Here is a 19,386-nt window from a genome sequence, read left to right on the forward strand (position 1 = left end):
CTCCTGGGATACGGCGGGAACGGTCTGGTTACTGACCGGTACGGTAACCGGCGGCGTGCCCTGCCGTCACCGCCGTTCGTCCAGGAAATCGAGGATGTGCCCGAACACGTCGAGGGCCGCTCCCCTGCCGAGGAACGTGTCCAGATGGCCGTAGCCGGGGATCTCGGTGTACGTCACGTCCAGTTGCGGCTGGCGGTGGGCGAGGACGTCGCGGCACAGCTCCTGGGAGTCGAGCCACAGGCCGTTCTCGCTGCCCGCCAGGAGCAGTACGGGGGTGTCGATGCGGGCCGCCGCGTCCAGGGCGTTCTGCGGAAGGGCCCGGTAGCGCTGGTCGGTGTCGTGCCAGCGGACGACGGTGCGGGCCAGTTCGATGCGGCGCAGGTGCGGCAGGATCCACAGCGGAGCGGGGCCGAGGAGGTCGGCGAGGCGGTGGTGGGTCGTGTCGGTCAGGTGCTCGTGGACGAACAGGGAGGCCCCGGTTCCCCAGGCCGAGTTGTGCAGGATCTGGCAGGTGGGGTCCGGGCAGGCCGCCTTGCGGGAGGCGAGGGCGAACAGCGGGGTGTACTTCGACCGCAGACCGACCTTGCGGAAGTCGACGGGGATGTGGTCGATACGGGACTTCAGCAGCTCCCCGGCCAGCGTCATGCGCAGGGAGGTCCGGCCCGCGAGCTTCGGTGTGAGGAACACGCCCTGGGACACCACGCCGGCAAGTCCGGGGACCAGGCCCGCCGTCATGCTCAGGGAGAGGGTGAGGGAGCCGATGCAGTGGGCGACGGCGAACAGGGGGCGGTCGCCGATGCGGGTGCGGATGTGGCGGACGGCCTCGGGGATGTCGTAGAGGGCGACGTCGTCGTAGGTGTAGCGGCGGCCCGTCTCGTTGTACGGGAGGCGGCAGCTGCCTCGCCAGTCGAGCAGCCAGGGCTCGTAGCCCTCGTCCAGCAGGACGTCGACGAGGTTGCGGGTCTCGGGCAGCAGGAACATGTCGGCCGAGGCGGTGTGCCCGTGCAGGAGCAGGACGGCGGGGCGGCCCCGGTCGCCGGTGTCGATGCGGGTCAGGCCGAGACGCACGCCGTCGCTGGTGTGGAACGGGATCTCCTCGACCCTGGTCGGGTCGAGGCGGTGCTGGAGGGGGCGCAGGATCGTGGTGGTCCTCACCTTGCGCAGGGCCGGCCTTGCGGTCCTGGGGTTCGTCGTCCGGAAGATCATCGGTGGTGCTCCGTGGGGGTCTGGGTGCGGCGCAGGTCGAGCAGGTCCGCGGCGGCGCGGGCGAAGGGCCCGAGCAGGCCGCGGCCCATCTCCAGGCCGAACCAGGCGAGCCAGGTCAGCTTGGCGGCGCGTTTCTCCTGGCTGGTCAGGCGCGGGTCGACCTTGATGCCGTCGATCTGGTCGCGCACGTAGGAGTCCGCGGGGACGACGACCTCGCCGGCCAGGCTCGCCGGTTCGCCCTCGCGGCCGAGCTCCACGGTGAGGGCCCGGGTCTGGCGCCAGACGTCGCGGCGGGCGCGGGCGTACTTGTGCCCCTCCAGCCACCAGCGGTCACCGTCGGCGTCCGTCAACTCCATTCGGTAGCGCAGGAGTTGGTGGCGCAAGCCGTGGCGGTGCGGGATGCCTTCCTCGGGGCGGATCCAGATGTCGCCGCGTTCCACGGTCAGCGGCTCGGCGTGCACGGCCGGGCAGGTGACCTGGCCGCGTACGTCGACGCGGCGGTCCGCCACCAGCTGGTGCATGCTCGCGATGGAGAGGGTCAGGGACATCGAGCAAGGGCTGTCGGGCGCGGCTCCGACGGGGCCGACGCTGCCCTCGGTGCTCTCGTCGAACCAGAGGTAGGGCTGGTCCTCCTTGTGCGGGAGGCGGGCCAGACCGTCGCCGGCGAGGCGTTCGAACGTCTTCAGCTGGGCGCGGGCGTCGTAGCGGGCGGCCGGCGGCAGGCCGAGTGCCTCGACCAGTGCCGTGGTCCGGTCGGCGACGGCGGCCGGGCCCTTCAGGGTCGCCTCGCACAGCTTCAGGGCGGTGGGGCTCTGCAACACGCGGGTGAGGAAGGCCAGTTCGGGGACCGGATCGGCCTGCAGGCGGGCCAGAGCGTCGGTGCGCCACTCGTCCCAGTCCTGTACGCGGACGTGCATGCCGCCGAGCGCCATGTCCTGCACGACGTCGTCGAGGGTGTTGGGGACGCCGGTGAGGTTGTAGTCGAAGCCCCAGGCGTCGGGTTCGCAGATGGCGGCGACCGCGACGCGGCTGACCCAGTCGACCGGGGCGGCGTTGAGGTAGCGGAACGCGGGGACGGTGCGGAACCGGCCGAAGGCCGAGATGAGGCCGCTGCTGAGGTCCTGGGGGTTGTAGGCGCCGGTCCTGCTGTGGCCGCCGATTCCGCCGGGGCGCAGGGCGGTGACGACCAGGCCGTGGTCGCGGGCCCGGCGCAGGGCGACCTCCGCGGCCCACTTGGTCTGGTCGTAGCCGGCGATCAGGCGGTCGATGTGCGCGAACGGGTCGTCCTCGCCCATGGAGGGGATGCCGACCTCGTTGAAGACGGCGATCGAGGAGATGTGGTGGAGGGGCTTGGGGCGCCCGGTCGCGGCGAGTTCGGCCAGGGTGAGGGCGCCGAGGACGTTGCTGCCGCGCAGGGACTGGTACCCGCGCAGGAAGTCCACCGCAGCCGCGACGCCGACGACGCTGTCCAGCTCCTGGGCGAGGCTGTTCCAGAGGTCGTCGGACAGGCCCAGATGGGGGTGGCGCATGTCGCCGGGGAGGACGGTGATGCGGCGGCGCACCTCCGACGACCAGGGCAGCGAGTAGCTCTTGAGCGCCTCGCCGAGCCGGGTGGTGGCCGCTTCCTCGTCGGCGGCACGGACCAGGCAGTAGACGTGGGCGTCGCTGTGGCGCAGCAGGTCCAGGAGCATATGGCTGCCGAGGAAGCCCGTGGCGCCGGTCAGCAGGATACGGCGGGGCGGCAGGGGGTCGGGCGAGGCGGTGAAGGGGAGACGGTCGGCGAGCGCCAGGTCGGCGAGGATCTGGGTGAGGTCCTCGGGGCGGGCCGTGGTGTCCGAGGGGGTGGTGCGGGCAATGGTCGGGGGTGGCGGCGGGGCGGTGATGGCCGTGGGTGGGGCGGTGGCTGCCGGGAGCTGAACCGTCCGGACCGCCACAGGTGCCGGCGCTTGCGGTACGACTGCTTCCGCTCCGGCAGTTTCCGGTACGGCCGTTGCCGGTCCGCCGGCCGGGGCCCCGGTGCTGCTTGCGAACCCCCGTCTGGCCAGGTTGATCGGCCGGGCGTCGGCGAACACCTCGTCCAGGTCGATCTCCATGCCCAGCTCGTCCTCCAGCGCGGCGACGAGCTCCACGGCATTGACGGAGGTGCCCCCGGCGTCGAAGAAGTCGGCGTCGGGTGCCAGCTGTCCCGCGGGGACGTAACGGCCGGCCACGGCTGCGACGGCGGCCGCGAGGGTCTCCACGTCAGGCGGAGCGGGGCTGTCGGTGTCGGTGCCGGACGGCGCACCCGCGCTGATCGCGACCGTCTGCTGCGGAGTTGAAGGTCCCTCGGCCTCCGGCTGCGTGGGCGGCGCAGCCGATCCCGCGACCCTGGCCAGCAGGTCGGTCACGGACAGACCGAGCCCACCCCGCTCCATCTCCTCCGCGGTCGCCCGCTGTTCGGCGGCTGCCGACACGTTCTCGTTCACCTCACGCATGAGAGCCCTTCACGGTGTTGCCCTGCCCTTTGATCGGTACTGACCGGTCGGTTGCCGACCGTCACTGCCGCCGCCACGAGCGGAACGCCCGCAGTTGTTCCGGCGTGACCACGGCCTCCAGTCGGTCGTCGTCCTGGTCGCCGCCGCCCAGTGCCGACAGCAGACGGCGGGCCGGGGTGTTGCGCGGCGTGCGCTCCGCTGTGAGGCGGACCTTGGCGCAGTCCAGTTCCTCGGCGCGGTCGGCCAGCCATTGCAGCAGCCGCTCCTCGACTCCCCGGCCGAGTGCACGGCAGCTCATCAGCCAGGCCAACACGTCGAGTTGGTCACCCTGGCGGTGCACCGCGAGCAGGCCGATCTGGCCGTAGTCGCCGAACCTGTCACGGGCCGCGGCCGTCCAGACCTCACCGCGTTCGCGCCACCGGGCGACATCGCCGCCGTCGGTGGAGCGGGCGCGGAGGGTGAACTGGTTGGTGCGGGCGACGAGTTGCTCCGCGCGCTGGACATCGGCGTCGGCCAGGGCCCGGATGTCGACCTCCAGGTCCAGCTGGTCCAGGAACTCCTCGAAGCTCGCCTGTTCGCGGACGGCGTCCCGCTCCCGCTCCTGCTCGTAGAACCGTGCCCGCAGCGCGTCCTCGGCCGTCGCAGCGGCAGGGACCAGCGGCCACAAACGGCTTAGGAAGTCGGGGAGTTCGGCGACCGAGGGGCAGGTCACCGACAGCACCTGCGGCAGCGCCGAGCGCATCCTGGCAATCTCGGCCGGGTTGTCGTCGAGGAACAGGAAGCTGTCCAGGCCCAGGTTGAGCGTCTGCGCCACGTCGGCCAGGCGCGTTGGCTTCGGCCCCCACGCCGCGGAGAGCACGCTGAAGTGCTCGGCCTTCAACGCGCTGTCCGGGCGGTCCAGTACGGCGCGGACCGTGTCCTCGTCGTTGTTGCTGACCAGGACGAGCAGGGCGCCCGCCGCGCGCCACTGCAGCAACCGGCGCGCCAGCAGGTCTCGCGGTCCGGTCAGGTCCACGGCCTCGGGGCCGATCTCCCCGGCCACGCCGCCCCACAGGGTCTCGTCGCCGTCGACCGCGATCACCTTCGGCGCCGGGCGGCGGACCGCCCGTACGACCTCGGCGAGGCGGAGGGCCACGGCTGCCTGGAAGTGCGGGGTGAACGGGAGGTGGGCCAGGCGTTCGGTGCGCTCGTCGAAACGTTCCTCGACGGGGTGGTGGCGGGTCCACTCGTCGGGGCCGAGCACCGCGATGCCCGGCACCTGGGCCACCTCGGCAGCGATCTCCTCTTCCCATCGCCGCAAGCGGTCCTCACCCTGCGCGGCGGGCAGGAAGCCGACGATCAGCGGCTTGCGGGTGCGCTCGGCCACCGCACGCAGGGCGGCCGGGTAGGCGGTGCGCAGTTCGGCCAACAGGGCGTCGTCGACGGGGCCGAAGCGTTGCAGGTCGGTGGCCCGCAGGAGTACGACGCCCGCCGTCGTGCCGGGGTCGGCGAACACGCCGGACGGGTCGCGCAGGCTCGCGGGCACGTGGTGGTACGGGGCCTCGGCGACGGTCGTCACGCTGCCGTCCCGTACCGACTCGTTGACCGCCGTCTCACACATCAGCGGCAGGTTGCCGAGGGCGAAGGTGGCGGCGAGGGCGAGGGTGTGGGTGTGGGCCGGTGTCGGTGTCGCACGAACCGGACCCGTCGCGTCCTGCGCCGTCTCCGCGAGCAGACTCACCAGCGCCTCGCCCAGCTCGGCGACCGTCGCCGCGTCCAGGATGTCGAGGTTGTGGTCGAGGCGGATCCGGCCCGCGTCCGGCGTCATGGTGACCATGAGGTCGAGGTCGGAGTGGCCCGTGCCCGCCGGCAGCACCTCCAAGCCGGTCAACCCGCCCGCGGCGCGTACGTAGTTGAAGTACACCTCCACCAGCGGCGCGTTCGCCCGGTACAGGCCCTGCTGGGCGAGCACCGGCAGTACGTCGGAGAACATCGCGCCCTTGGTCAGGACCCGCTGCAGCCGCCCGTCGGTGCGGCGGAGCACCTCCTCGATGCGCTCGCCCGCGTGCGCCTCGGCCGGGAAGGGCACCGGCACGCCGAAGAAGCCCAGGGCGTCGTACGCGTCGGCGTGGATGCGTGTGTCGACGGGCACGGCGAGGACGAAGCGTTCGAGCTCGCGCTTCCTGGCCAGCAGGACCGTCAGGGTGCCGAGGCAGAAGGCGGCCGGGGTCACGGCCAGACGGCTCGCGGCGGCCGAGATACGCTCCATGAGCCCGTCGGGAATGGGCACGGTGACGTTGCCGGCGCGGTACGAGCGGGTGTCAGGCCGCGGTCGGCTGAGGGTGAGGTCGAGGCGTGCGCTGCCTCGGAAGGCCTCGCGCCACTCGTCCGATTCGGCCCGGCTCTCGGTATTCCCGACGCCGCGCCCGTCGGCTTGCTCGCCGGTCTGCTGGGCCTCGATCAGCAGCGCGATGTCTCGGTTGGTGACCGTGTCGCCGAGCATGTCGCCGGACAGCTCGGCGTCGATCTCGCTCGCCACCAGCAGCAGCGACTGCAGGTCACTGACCGCGTGGTGGGCGCCGTACACCAGCATCTGGCCTCGCTCGCCGCCGTCCAGCAGCTCGAAGCGCCACAGCGGCGCGACGGCCAGGTCGAACGGCGGTTCAAGGAGCTCGCGCAGCCGGTCGGCGGCATCGAAGGAGACCTCGTCCGGCACGACCGTCCACCGCAACAGCGGTTCCGGCAGTTCGCGGTGCACTCGCAGTTCGCGCCCGCCCTCGGCCGCGGTGACGATGGCGGTGCGCAGGGCCGCGTGCCGTGCGGTGAGGCGGCCGAGGATGGCGGTCAGTGTCTCAGGGGCGGTCGGCGTGGTGAGGCGTACGGCGAGGCCGACGGCGTGGGCCGCGTCGGGCATGCCGGGCTGGGCGCTGCGCAGCAGCCGTACGACGTCGCGGGTCGCGGGGTGCAGTTCGGTCGCCGGTACCTCGGTGGTGTGTTGCGGCTCGTCGTCCTGTGCCGTGGTCCGCCGTTCCGGCAGCGCCGTGCTCAGGGCTTGGGCGAGGCCGCGCATGTCGGCGGCCGAGAAGACGGTGGCCGCGGGGAGTTCGACGCCGAGTTCACGGGCGAAGGCGTTGCGCAGCCGCACGAGCATGAGGGAGTCGAGGCCGAGTTCCTTCAGGGCCGTGGTGGCGGAGACCTGCACCGCGCCACCGGCGACCTCGCCGACCCTGGCGCGTACGTATGCCTCCAGGCGTACGGTCCGCTCGTGGTCGGTCGTCGCCGCGAACACCTTCTTGACCAGGTCGTCCGTGCCGGGCGTACCGGTGGGGACGGTGACCAGGTCGGCCAGGATGGGGCGGGTGCGGGCCGCGTCCGGGTCGAGGGACAGCAACTCCCAGTCCAGGGCCATGGGGGCGAGCTGGCGGCGGCCGGTGCTGAGCACGCGCTCGAAGAGCTCGCCGCCGTCCTGTGCCGAGAAGGCGACCAGGCCTGAGCGGCCGGTCTCCGCCTCGCGGACGCCGGACTCGGACACCATGCCCACTTCGGACCAGGCGCCCCAGTCCAGGCTCAGCGCACGACGGTCCGTGCGGGAGAGGTGGTGCGCCCAGGCATCGAGGAAGGCGTTCGCCGCCGAGTACGGGCTCTGCCCGGCCGAGCCGAGCAGACCGGCCGCCGAGGCGAACAGCACGAAGTCCGCTGCTTCCGGGGTCAGTTCGGTGAGCAGGGCGGTGCCCAGGACCTTGGGGCCGAGGACGCCCAGGACGCGCTCGTCGGTCAGGTTGGCGATGGTGGCGTCGTCCAGGACGCCGGCCGCGTGCACGACCCCGGTGATCGGGCCGAGCGCGTGTCGTACGGCGTCCAGGGCGGCGGCCAGCCCGTCGCGGTCGGCGACGTCCGCGCGCGCCAAGTGCACGGTCACGCCCCGCTCTTCGAGCCCCTGGATCCAGCCCATGGCCTCCGCGGCAGGCGCGCTCCGGCTCATCAGGGCCAGCCGGCGGGCGCCGCGGCGGACCAGGCGCTCGGCGACGACCCGCCCGAGACCGCCCAGGCCGCCGGTGATCAGATACACGCCGTCCGGGGTGGTGGCCCCGTGCCCGGCGTCGTCCGGGCGGGTGCGGGTCAGGCGAGGCACCAGTCGGCCGGTCTCGCGCAGCGCGACGAGCCGTTCGTCGTCGGCGTGCCGCAGCTGGGTCCACAGGGCGTCGACGCCGTCCGTCGGAGGGAGGTCGATGAGGGTGGTCCTCAGCTCCGGGTGTTCCTGCGCCGCGGCGAGGCCGAAGCCCCAGGCGAGCGCTTGCTGAGGATGCGTCACCTGCGTGCTGTCACCAGCGGCTTGACTGCCGCGCGCCACGACGAAGAGCCGGGGCGCCGGTCCCTGCGCCCGCTCGGCGAATGTGCGCACCACATGGAGGGTGCTCAGGCAGCACAGCCGCGCCGCCTTCTCGGCGGTACCGGCATCCTCGATCGCGGGAGCGTCAAGTGCGGTCAACTGGATGACGCGCTCGGGTGGTTCGCTTGCGAAGGCCTCGTCGAGGAGGCGGCGCAGATGCTGCGGGTCGGCCGGGTCGAGGACGTACCGGCCGGCGCCCTCGGCGGCGAAAGCCTCGCCTCTGCGGGCAATCACGTACGACACCGAGGTGCCCAGCCGCTCGACGAGTTGGGCTGCCACGCCCGACTCGTCGGCCAGGATGAGCCAACTGCCTTGCGCAGGGGGCTCGTTGGCGATCGAGCGGGGCTGCCAGCGAGTCTCGAACAGCGCGCCGTCCAGGGGTGAGAGCGCGGCCAGCTCGAATTCCTCTGCCTCCAGCAGGAGTTGGTCCTTCTCGTCGTACAGCCGGAGGTCGAGCGTCGCGGTGTCGCCGGAAACGGATCGCAGCTCGCAGGTCACCCACGCGGGCGTGGAGCGGAGACCGGTGTGGCGGAGCCGGCCGACCCCGGCAGGGATGAACGCCCGCCCCTCGGGTGCGTCGCCGGGCAGCGCGGCCGTGTGGAAGGCGGCGTCGAGGACGGCCGGGTGGAGGAGATGACCGGCGGCGGGCTTGTCGGCCAGTCGGGCGAGGGCGGTGGATGGGGCTCGGTGGCCCGACTCCAGGCCTCGGAAGGCGGGGCCGTAGTCGATGCCGAGGGCGGCGAGGGCGCCGTAGACGGCGGGCAGGTCGACCGGCTCGGTGCATTGCTCGCGCAGCGCGGCGAGTGACTCGCCGGCCTCGACAGCGGGCTCGGCGATGGGCTCCGCAGGCGTGACCGGCGTGACGGCGATCCGTCCGGCGACGTGGCGCTCCCAGGGAGCGCGCTGTCCGCCGCCGGTGGGCGCCGAGGCGATGGTGAAGTCCCGGAAGCCGTCGTTGGCGGGCCGCAGGACCAGTTGCAGTCGGGTCGGCCGGGACTCGTGAAGGCGCAGCGCCTGGAGGAACCTGACGTCGGCGAGCCGTACGTCGCCGCCGTCCTGCACGGTGGACGCGGCTTCCAGTGCCATGTCGAGGAAGGCGGCGCCGGGCAGCCAGACCTCGCCGGTCACCCGGTGGTCGGTCAGATAGGCGAAGCGGCTGTCCCGCAGGTCCACCTCGCTCTGGAACAGGTGCCGGTCGGCTTCGTCGCTGGCCTCGACGTGCGTGCCCAGGAGCGGCGAGGCGCCGGTCGCGGTGGCCGGGGCGGGTGCGAGCCAGTGGCGTTCGCGGGCGAAGGCGTAGGTGGGCAGGTCGGCACGCCGGCCGTCAGGGAACAGCGCCGACCAGTCGGGCGTGTGGCCGCCCGTGTACAACTCCCCCAGCCTGCGCAGCAGTACGTCCTGTCCGCCCCGCTGGCGGCGCAGCGAGCCGACGCTCACCGCGTCGATCCCGGCGTCCGCGGCCACCGCTTCGATGGACGAGCCGAGCGAGGGGTGCGGGCTGAGCTCGACGAAGTAGCGGTAGCCGTCGTCCAGCATGCGCCGGATCGTGTCGGCGAAGCGGACGGGCTCGCTCAGGTTGGCGTACCAGTAGGCGGGGTCCAGGCGGTCTCCGGGCACGGGCTCCGCCAGCACCGTCGAATAGAGCGGGATCGTGGTCCCGGTGCCCCGGATGCCGGACCAGCGGTCGAGCAGGTCTTCGCGGAGCGGGGCCATCAGCGGGGTGTGCGAGGCGAACGGGGTCGACAGCGACCGTGCCTCGATCCCCTGCTCGTCCAGGCTCCGGCTCAGCTCGGCCAGCGCTTCGCTGTCGCCGGAGACGGCCGTGGAGTGCGGGCTGTTGACGGCGGCCACGAACAGCCGGCCGGCGTACGGCGCGAGGAGTTCCTCGACGCGCGGGCGCGGCAGGTTCAGGGACAGCATGCCGCCCTTGCCCGCGACCGGTGCGACCGCCTGGGCGCGCCCGGTCACGACGGCCACGGCGTCGTCCAGGGTGAGGGCGCCCGCGCCGTAAGCGGCGGCCATCTCGCCCAGGCTGTGCCCGATCACGGCATCCGGGGTGACGCCGAGCGAGCGCCAGGCGGCCGTCAGTGCCGCGTTCACCGCGAACAGGGCCGGCTGCAGATACTCGGTCCGCTCCAGGGGGGTGAACTCCTCCGGCGCGCGCAGCGCGTTGAGCACCGACCAGCCGACGTGCCGCTGGACCGCCTCGTCGATCCGGGTCAGCTCCTCGTGGAAGGCCTCCGACTGGGTCATCAGGTCCAGGCCCATGCCGGGCCATTGCCCGCCGTGCCCCGCATAGACGAAGGCGACCTTGCCCGTCTGCTCCTCCCGGAACGGCGGCAGCGTGATCTGTCCGGCAGCCAACTCGCCCAGGACGGACCGCAGTTCGTTGGGGTCCTCGGCCAGGACTGCGATGCGTCTTTCGAAGTGGGTGCGGTGGCGGGCCAAGGTGTGGGCGAGGTCCGGCAGCGCGGCGCCGTCGGTGTCCTCGGCGAGGTGACGGGCCAGGGCGGCCGCCTGTCCGCGCAGGCCCTCCTCGCTGCGGCCGGACAGGACGAACAGCCGCTGTCCGGCGGGCAGTTCGGCCGCGGTCTCCGGCACGGGCGCCCCGGCGGCCTCCTCCACGATCACGTGGGCGTTGGTGCCGCTGATCCCGAACGCGCTCACACCGGCACGCCGTACCCGCTCCGCCGACGCCGGCCAGGCCGTCTCCTCCCGCAGCAGGTGCAGGCCGCTGTCCGTCCAGTCGACGTGGCGGCTGGGTGTGTCCGCGTGCAGGGTGCGCGGGAGGGTCTCGTGGTGCAGGGCCTGCACGACCTTGATCAGGCCGATCACGCCGGAAGCCGCCTGTGCGTGCCCGATGTTGGACTTCAGCGAGCCCAGGTACAGCGGGCGCTCGTCGGTGCGCGTGGCACCGAAGACCTCCGCGAGGGCGTTCGCCTCGATCGGGTCGCCCAGGGTCGTGCCCGTGCCGTGCGCCTCGACGTAGTCGATGTCGGCGGGCCGAAGCCCGGACTGGTCCAGGGCGCGCCGGATCACCTGCTCCTGCGCGGGCCCGTTCGGCGCGGACAGGCCCTGGCTGCGGCCGTCCTGGTTGACGGCGGTGCCGCGCAGCACGGCCAGGATCCGGTCGCCGTCCCGCCGGGCGTCGCTCAGTCGTTTCAGTACCACCATGCCGGCGCCCTCGGCCCAGATGGCACCGTCGGCGGCATCGGAGAAGGAGCGGCAGCGGCCCGTCGGCGACAGGCCGCGCAGCCTGCTGAACTCGACGAAGGTCTGCGGCGTGACCATCAGCGTGACGCCGCCTGCGAGCGCCAGGTCGCACTCCCCCGCCCGCAGCGCCTGGGCCGCCAGATGCACGGCCACCAGAGACGAGGAGCAGGCGGTGTCCACCGTCAGCGCCGGGCCGTTCAGCCCGAGCGTGTACGCGAGCCGGCCGGAGGCCACGCTCAGCGCGGAGCCGGTACCGACGTAGCCGTCCAGTTGGTCGAGCCGGGTGCCGGACAGGTAGTCGCTGCCGAACATGCCGACGTACACACCCGTCGTGCTGCCCGCGAGGTCGGCGGGCACGATTCCGGCGCGTTCCAACGACTCCCAGGCGGTCTCAAGTAGCAGCCGTTGCTGCGGGTCCATGGCCGCCGCCTCCTTCGGCGTGATGCCGAAGAAGCCGGCGTCGAAGGAGTCGATGTCGTCGAGGAACCCGCCCTCGCGCGCGTACGACTTGCCCAGCGCGTCCGGGTCGGGGTCGTACAGCGACTCGACGTCCCACCGACCCGCCGGGAACGGTCCGACCGCGTCCCGGCCCTCGGCGACGAGGCGCCACAGGCCCTCCGGGTCGCTCACTCCGCCGGGCACGCGGCAGGCCATGGCGACGAGGGCCACCGGCTCGTCCGAGCACGGCGAGGCCGTGGTCTCGGGCACGGGCTTCCGGCTCGTACGGCCTGCGGTCGCGAGAGCGCCCGCCAGCAGGTACTCGGCGAGGCGGGTGGGCGTGGGGTGGTCGAAGAGGAGGGTGGCGGGGAGCTTGCTGCCGATTCGGGTGCTGATGCGGTTGCGCAGGTCGACCGCCGTCACCGAGTCCATGCCGAGGTCGCGGAGCGGCTGGTCGGGGCGCACGGACTCCGCAGAGCGCAGGCCGAGCGCGTGAGCGGCCTCCTCGCGGACCAGGGCGAGGACACGAGCGGCGCGTTCGGGCTCCGGGAGCCGGGCCAGACGGTCGGCCAGGGTGTGGCTGCCGACCTGGGCGGAGCGGGGTGCGGGGAACAGGGAGCGCCACAGTGCTCCCGTCGGGGCAGCCGCCCTGAGGCGGGGCAGATCCAGAGCCCAGGCCACCAGGTGCGGGGCGTCGCGCCGCAGGGACAGCTCGGTCAGCTCGCAACCCTGGTCGGGGGTGATGGCGCGGTGGCCGAGTCGGGCCATCCGTTCCAGGTCGGCGTGCTCGGCGGCGAGCCCCTCGCCCGCCCAGGCCCCGAAGGAGACCGAGGTGCCGGGCAGGCCCAGGGCGCGCCGGTGGTGGGCGAGTTGGTCGAGGAAGACGTTGGCGGCGGCGTAGTTGGCCTGGCCCGCGTTGCCGACGACTCCCGCGGCCGAGGAGACCAGGAGGAAGAGGCCGAGCGGGTGGCCTGCGGTGAGCCGGTGCAGGTGTGCGGCACCGTCGACCTTGGGGCGCAGTACGTGGGCGAGCCGTTCGGGGGTCAGTTCGGCGATCACGCCGTCGGCGAGGACTCCGGCGCAGTGGACGACGCCACGCAGCGGCGACTGGTCATCGAAGCGCGCCAGCACGCCCGCCACGGCCGTCTCGTCCCCGACATCGCACGCGGCGACCTCGACCTCGGCGCCGTACGCGGCCAACTCGGCGGTGACTTCGATCGCGCGGGGGTCGGCAGTGCCTTGACGAGACGTCAGCAGCAGGCGCGGGACGCCGTTTTCGGCCAGAACGCGGGCTATGTTGCGGCCCACCGCGCCGAGGCCTCCGGTGATCAGCACCGTGCCGTCGGTGGGGATCGCGGCAGCGGGACGGTCGGAAGGTGCGGGTCGGGCACGGACCAGGCGCGGCGCGAGCAACTCGCCTCCACGCAGGGCGAGTTCCGGCTCGTCGGCGACGGCCACTGTGGTGAGCAGCGGCGGCTCGTCACTGCCGTCCACGTCGAGCAGGGTCAGCCCGAGGTCGGGGTGTTCGGTACGGGCGCTGCGGGCCAGGCCCCACAACACCGACTGGGCGGGCTCGGGGACGGTGTCGCCGTCGGCGGCTGCGATCGCTCCGCGGGTCACCCAGATGATGCGTGTGGGCCCCTCCCCGGGCGGGAGGGCGATCAGCGTCTGGAGTTCCGCCAGGGCCGTTGCTGCCAACTCGTGTGCTGCAGCCGCCGTTTGGATGTCGGCCGTAGGTCGGGGCCAGAATCGTACGACGGTGTCGGCGCCCTCGTCGGAGGACTGGACGCCGGCCGCGCGCAGGTCGCGCAGAGCCGCCGGGACGGCCGGGTCCGACTCGTCGCCGTGGACGGCCCATGCGGGGCCGGTCGCCTCCGCCGGCCGCTCCGGTGCGGCTGCCGTCTCCTCCGGTACGGCCGTCCACGCCACCTCGTACAGGTGCCGGGCGTTCTCCGAGGCGCCGGCCAGGTCGGCCGGGTTCACGGCCCGGAGGCGCACGCCCTCCAGTCGGCCTGCCGGAAAGCCGTCGGCGTCCCACAGGGTGACGTCCAGCCTGAGGTCCGTACCGGAACCGCCACTGCGGCGGACGGACACGGTCAGGTCCGTCGTGCCGACGGGAGGCAGGACGCAGCGGGCCATCGCGACCGGCAGCAGGACCCGCTGGTCGGAGATGTCGAGGGCGGCGGCGACGTGGAGGGCGGCGTCCAGGAGCGCCGGGTGCACCGGGTAGGGGTCGGCCGTGTCACGGGCCGCGGTGGGCAGCGTGAGGTGGGCGATCAGGGTTCCGTCGCCGGTCGCGGCGGCTCGTCGTACGCCCTGGAAGGCCGGGCCGTAGCCGAGGCCCAGCCGGTTCAGCCGCTCGTAGGTGTCCTCGCTCCAGGCCGGTTCGGCGGTCTCGGGCCAGGTCGGAGGCTCGTCGGTCGGCGCGGTGGCCGACTCGGCGGAGGCGGAGGCGGTGGCGTGCAGGGTCCAGTCGGTGGCTTCCTGGCCCCGTGGCCGGCTGTGGACCGTGATCTCCGGAACCGTTCCGGCGGTGACCACCTCGACGGACACCTCTACCGTGCCGGTGCCGGGCAGGGTGAGCGGTGCGAGGAGGAGCAGGTCGGTTACGTCGGCAGGGGTGTCCGGGCGGGCCGCGGCGAGGGCGGCGCGGCAGAGCTCCATCAGGGTGGTGCCCGAGACCACGGTCCGGTCGAAGACCTTGTGGTCGGCAAGCCACTCCGCGGTGGCCGGGGACCACTCGTTGCGGAACGTCCAGCGGGTCTCGTCCGCCGACTGGAGCTGGATGCCGAGCAGCGGGTGCGCGGCGCGGTCGAAGAGGCCGGGAGCGGTCGCGGAGGCGGCGGCTTCGATCCAGTGGCGCTGCGCGTCCCAGGCGTAGGTCGGCAGATCCGCAGGGGTGGTGTGCGGGACCATGCGGCGCCAGTCGAGTCGCCGTCCGTGAACGTGGAGTTCGGCGGCGGCGCGGTCGAGGCAGGCGGGGCCGTCCTCGTCGCGGCGCAGCGATCCGACCGCGACCAGGTCCTCGTTGATCGTGCTCAGTGCGGTGAGCAATGAGGGGTGCGGGCTCAGTTCGACGAAGTAGCGGTAGCCGTCGGCGGACATGCGCTCGACGGTGGGCGCGAAGCGGACGGGTTCGCGCAGGTTGGTGTACCAGTAGTCGGCTTCGAGTTCCTCGGTGACCGGCTCGGCCGTGACGGTGGAGTACCAGGCGACGGACGTGGGGTAGGTGGTGACGCCGTCGAGTTCGTCGAGGATCGTCGCGCGGACCGGTTCGACCTGGGTGCTGTGGGAGGCGTAGTCGACGTCGAGGCGGCGGACGAAGACCTGCTGCCGGTCGAGGTCGGCGAGAAGGGCTTCCACGGCGTCGACGGCACCGGCGATCACGGTCGAGCGGCCGCTGTTGACGGCGGCGACACCGATCTCGCCGCCGTGGTCGGCGAGTCGGGCCTCGACGTCGGTGTGCGGCAGCGCGACAACGGCCATCGTGCCGGTGCCGGACAGCTCGGTCAGGGCCTGGCTGCGCAGCGCGACCACGGCCGCGGCGTCGTTGAGGCTGAGCACCCCGGCGACGCAGGCCGCGGCGACCTCGCCCTGGCTGTGCCCGACGACCGCGTCCGGCCGTATGCCACGGGCGCGCCACACGGCGGCGAGGGACACCATCACGGCGAACAGCACCGGTTGGACGACGTCTACGCGGTCCAGGGCCGGGGCGCTCGCGTCGCCGCGCAGGACGGACGTCACCGACCAGTCGGTGAAGGGGCGCAGGGCGGCGTCGCAGCGGTCCAGCTCGTCGGCGAAAACGGGGTCCCGGTCGAGGAGGTCACGCGCCATGCCGGCCCATTGGGAGCCCTGTCCGGGGAACACGAACGCCAACTTGCCTGTGAGGCCGGTCTGTTGAGAGGCGATGACCGGCTCCACGTCTGGCCCGCCGTCGGCGAGGGCTCGCAGCGCGGTGAGCAGTTCGTCGCGGTCGCTCGCCTGGAGGACGGCTCGGTGCTCGAAGTGGGTGCGATGGTGAGCCAGGGTCGCGGCGACGTTGGGGAGCGGCAACTCGGGCTGCTGAGCGAGGGTTCCGAGAAGGCGTCCCGCCTGTCCCCGCAGTGCGGGGAGGGTGCGGGCGGAGAGCGGGAAGAGAGTCGTACCGGGAAGGTCGGCAGGGGGCTGCGGTTGCGTCGGCTCCTCGGGCGCCTCCTCCAGCACCACATGGGCGTTCGTGCCGCTGATGCCGAAAGCGCTCACGCCGGCGCGCCGTACCCGCTCGGGGTCCCGTGGCCAGGCCTGGGTCTCGTCGAGGACACGCAGGCCGCCGTGCGCCCAGTCGATGTGCTCGGTCGGGGTCTCGGCGTGCAGGGACGCCGGTATCCGCTCGTGGTGGAGGGCCAGCACGGTCTTGATGACACCGGCGATGCCCGCCGCGGCCTGGGTGTGGCCGATGTTGGACTTCAGGGAGCCGACGCCGAGGGGGCGGTCGGCGGGGCGGTCGGGGCCGAAGACGGCGGCCAGGGCGCGGCCCTCGATGGGGTCGCCCAACGGGGTGCCGGTGCCGTGCGCCTCGATGTGGTCCAGGTCGTGCGGCTGGAGCCCGGCCGTGTCGAGTGCGGCCCTCAACACCCGTTCCTGAGCGGGGCCGTTGGGGGCGCTGAGGCCCTGGCTGCGGCCGTCCTGGTTGATCGCCGAGCCCTTGACGACGGCGAGGATCCGGTCGCCGTCGCGGCGCGCGTCCGCCAGCCTCTTGAGCAGGACCACACCACAGCCCTCGGCCCACACCACGCCGTCCGCGTCGGCCGAGAACGGGCTGCACCGCCCGGACGGCGACAGTCCGCGCAGCCTGCTGAACTCGACGTGCCCGCGCGGCGTCACCAGCAGCGTCGCCCCGCCCGCCAGAGCGAGGTCGCACTCGCCGCCGGCCAGGGCCCGAGCCGCCAGGTGCAGGGCGACCAGGGAGGACGAGCAGGCTGTGTCGACGGTGACCGCCGGGCCCTGAAGGCCGAGGGTGTAGGCGATACGTCCGGACGCCACGCTGGACGCCGAGCCGGTGCCGACGTGCCCGTCGAGCTGGTCCAGGGCGGCCGAGGCGAGGTAGCCGCTGTCGTACAGGCCGATGTAGACGCCCGTGGAGCTGCCGTTCAGGGTGTCCGGGACGATCCCGGCGCGCTCGATCGCCTCCCAGCCGGTCTGCAGGAGCAGCCGCTGCTGAGGGTCCATGGCCGCGGCCTCACGGGGCGAGATCCCGAAGAAGGGCGCGTCGAAGCGGTCGATCCCGGCGAGGTAGCCGCCGCGCAGGGAGTACGCCTTGCCGGTGGCCTCCGGGTCGGGATCGTGCAGGCCCTGGGTGTCCCAACGGCCCGCCGGCACCTCGGTGATGGCGTCCTCGCCCGTGCCGAGCAGTCGCCACAGGGCCTCGGGGTCGTCGGCGCCGCCCGGGAAGCGGCAGGCCATGGAGATGATGGCGATGTCGTCGTCCTGGCGCCCGGCCGCGCCCGCCCGGGCGGGCGCGGCGGTCGCCGCCTGCGTGGGCCCGTCGTCGAACACCGCGACGGCGAGGGCCGTGATGGTCGGGTGATTGAAGACGAGCGACGGGTCCAGGATCCGCCCCGTCAGCGCGGACAGCTCAGCGGCCAGCGTCACCAACTGCCTTGACCCCAGTCCCAATTCGGCGATCGGACGGTCCGGGTCGACGGCCGAGGGGGTGAGCCCGGCCGCCTCGGCGACGGCCGACTCCAACCAGGCCCGCACTCCCTCCGGTGTGGTCAGGGACGGCTCGAAGGACTGCTTCGGCGACTCGTGCGCAGGCATGTAGACAGGTGTCCTCGTGGATTCGGGCAAGTGCTGTGGCCGTACGGCGGTGGACCGGGCGGGATCAGCTCAGGACGGGTGCGTCGAGCACGGCGAGGGTGCCGCCCAGGTAGGCCGTGCGGGTGGCGCGGCGCTGGATCTTGCCGCTGGACGTCTTGGGGATGGTGCCCGGTTGGACCAGGACGACGTCACGCACCGACAGGCCGTGGGCCTCGCCGATCCCACTGCGGATGACGTCGATGATCTTCTCCGCTTCGGCTGCCGCGTCGGGGGCGATCTCGGCGACGATGACGGGCTGCTCGCCGGCCGCTCCCTCGTCGCCCCCTGCCACGGACTCCGTGGCTTGCGCGACCTCCACGGAGAACGCGGCGGTGCAGCCGGGGCGCAGGGCGGGGTGGGACATCTCGGCGGTCAGTTCCAGGTCCTGCGGGTAGTGGTTGCGTCCGTCGATGACGATCAGGTCCTTCAGGCGCCCGGTGACGAACAGTTCGCCGTCCCGCAGGAACCCGAGGTCGCCGGTGCGCAGGAAGCGGCCCTCGTGGCCGGACAGCGTCGCGCGGAAGGTCTCGCGGGTGGCGAGGGCGTTGCGCCAGTAGCCCTTGGCGACGCTCGCGCCGCGCACCCAGATCTCGCCGACCTCGCCCTCGGGCAGTTCCTCGTGCCGTTCGGGGTCGGCGATGGCGACGGTGAGGTCGGGCCCGGGGCGGCCCGAGCTGACGGCCGCGGCGTCGGTCCGTCCGGCGTGCGGGCCGGTCTCGGGGGCCTGGAGCAGGGTGGGCGGGGTGTGGACCGTGCCGCCGGTGACCATGAGGGTTGCCTCGGCCAGGCCGTAGCAGGGGTAGAGAGCCTCGCGGCGGAAGCCGGCCGGGGCGAAGGTCTCGGTGAAGCGGCGCAGGGTGGCGGCGCGTACGGGTTCGGCGCCGTTGAACGCGACCCGCCAGCTGCTGAGGTCGAGGCCGTCGAGGAGTCCGGGTCCGGCGTGCTTGAGGGCGAGTTCGTACGCGAAGTTGGGGCCGCCGCTGGTGTGCGGGCGGTAGCGGCTGATCGCGGTCAGCCAGCGCTGGGGCTGCTGCAGGAAGTGCAGCGGCGAGAACAGCGTGGCGGTGGCGCCGAGGTGGACGGTGTTGAGGACCGGGCCTATGAGGCCCATGTCGTGGTACACGGGCAGCCAGCTGACGAACATCTCGTGGTCGTACTCGGCGAGGACGTCCGGCGTGTGGCCCATGCGCTCGGTGATGACCCGCTCGTTGTCCAGCAGGTTTCCGTGGGTGACCATGACGCCGCGCGGGGCGGAGGTGGAGCCGGAGGTGTACTGGAGGAAGGCGACCGAGTCGGCGGTGAGGTCGGGCTCGCGCCAGGCGGCGGCCGCCTCGTCGGGGATGTCCTCGGTGGCGACGCAGGTGATATCGGCGAGCTCGGGCAGGTGCTCCACCATGCCGGACAGGGCCGTGATCACCTCGCGGCCGCCCAGGATCACCTTGGCGTCGGCGTCGGCGATGAGCCGCTTCATCCGGGTGAGGGCGCGGTGGTTCTGCGAACGACCCTGCGGCGGGACGCCCGGGACGGCCACCACGCCGGCCGAGAGACAGCCGAGGTAGCCGCAGATGAACTCCAGGCCGGGCGGGTACAGCAGCATGGCGCGGGAGCCGGCCAGGCCGCGCTCCTGGAGCCAGGCTGCGACGGCGTGGGACCGGTCGGCGAGACGGGCGTACGAGATCTCCTGGATCTCACCGTCGCAGTCGCCGGTGGCGAGGTAGCGGTAGGCGGTTCGGTCGGGGTGGTGGGCGGCGTGCTTGGTCAGCAGATCGACCAGGGATCGAACCATGTTGCGAGTCTCACCTGTCTGGATCGGTGGGCGAGGAACTGGAGTTCGAGGCTCAGCCGCTG

At 73.0% G+C, this 19,386-nt stretch carries 4 protein-coding genes; all 4 read right to left on the reverse strand.

Annotated features, from left to right (window positions below; genetic code table 11):
* Window positions 1-66: 66 nt before the first annotated feature.
* The gene (locus AB5J55_RS02090; RefSeq protein ID WP_369268973.1) at window positions 67-1,206 is read right to left on the reverse strand and encodes an alpha/beta hydrolase; all 1,140 of its coding nucleotides are present in this window, start codon (window positions 1,204-1,206) and stop codon (window positions 67-69) included.
* Window positions 1,203-3,680 carry a thioester reductase domain-containing protein gene (locus tag AB5J55_RS02095; RefSeq protein WP_369268974.1) on the reverse strand — a complete coding sequence of 826 codons (2,478 nt, stop codon included), beginning with the start codon at window positions 3,678-3,680 and terminating at the stop codon, window positions 1,203-1,205. Before AB5J55_RS02095 ends, AB5J55_RS02090 begins: the two co-directional genes overlap by 4 nt.
* Window positions 3,681-3,741: 61 nt before the next feature.
* A complete protein-coding gene (locus AB5J55_RS02100; RefSeq protein ID WP_369268975.1) occupies window positions 3,742-17,499 on the reverse strand; it encodes an SDR family NAD(P)-dependent oxidoreductase in 13,758 nt (4,585 codons plus the stop codon).
* A gap of 64 nt (window positions 17,500-17,563) precedes the next feature.
* Entirely contained in the window at window positions 17,564-19,324 is a 1,761-nt protein-coding gene (locus AB5J55_RS02105) for a fatty acyl-AMP ligase (RefSeq protein WP_369268976.1), read from the reverse strand.
* Window positions 19,325-19,386 lie beyond the last annotated feature (62 nt).

Source organism: Streptomyces sp. R11 (assembly GCF_041051905.1).
Taxonomy (GTDB): domain Bacteria; phylum Actinomycetota; class Actinomycetes; order Streptomycetales; family Streptomycetaceae; genus Streptomyces.

Coding starts and splice junctions, on each gene's coding strand:
- AB5J55_RS02090 (WP_369268973.1), bottom strand. CDS start 1,206: ATGATCTTCCGGACGACGAACCCCAGGACCGCAAGGCCGGCCCTGCGC.
- AB5J55_RS02095 (WP_369268974.1), bottom strand. CDS start 3,680: ATGCGTGAGGTGAACGAGAACGTGTCGGCAGCCGCCGAACAGCGGGCG.
- AB5J55_RS02100 (WP_369268975.1), bottom strand. CDS start 17,499: ATGCCTGCGCACGAGTCGCCGAAGCAGTCCTTCGAGCCGTCCCTGACC.
- AB5J55_RS02105 (WP_369268976.1), bottom strand. CDS start 19,324: ATGGTTCGATCCCTGGTCGATCTGCTGACCAAGCACGCCGCCCACCAC.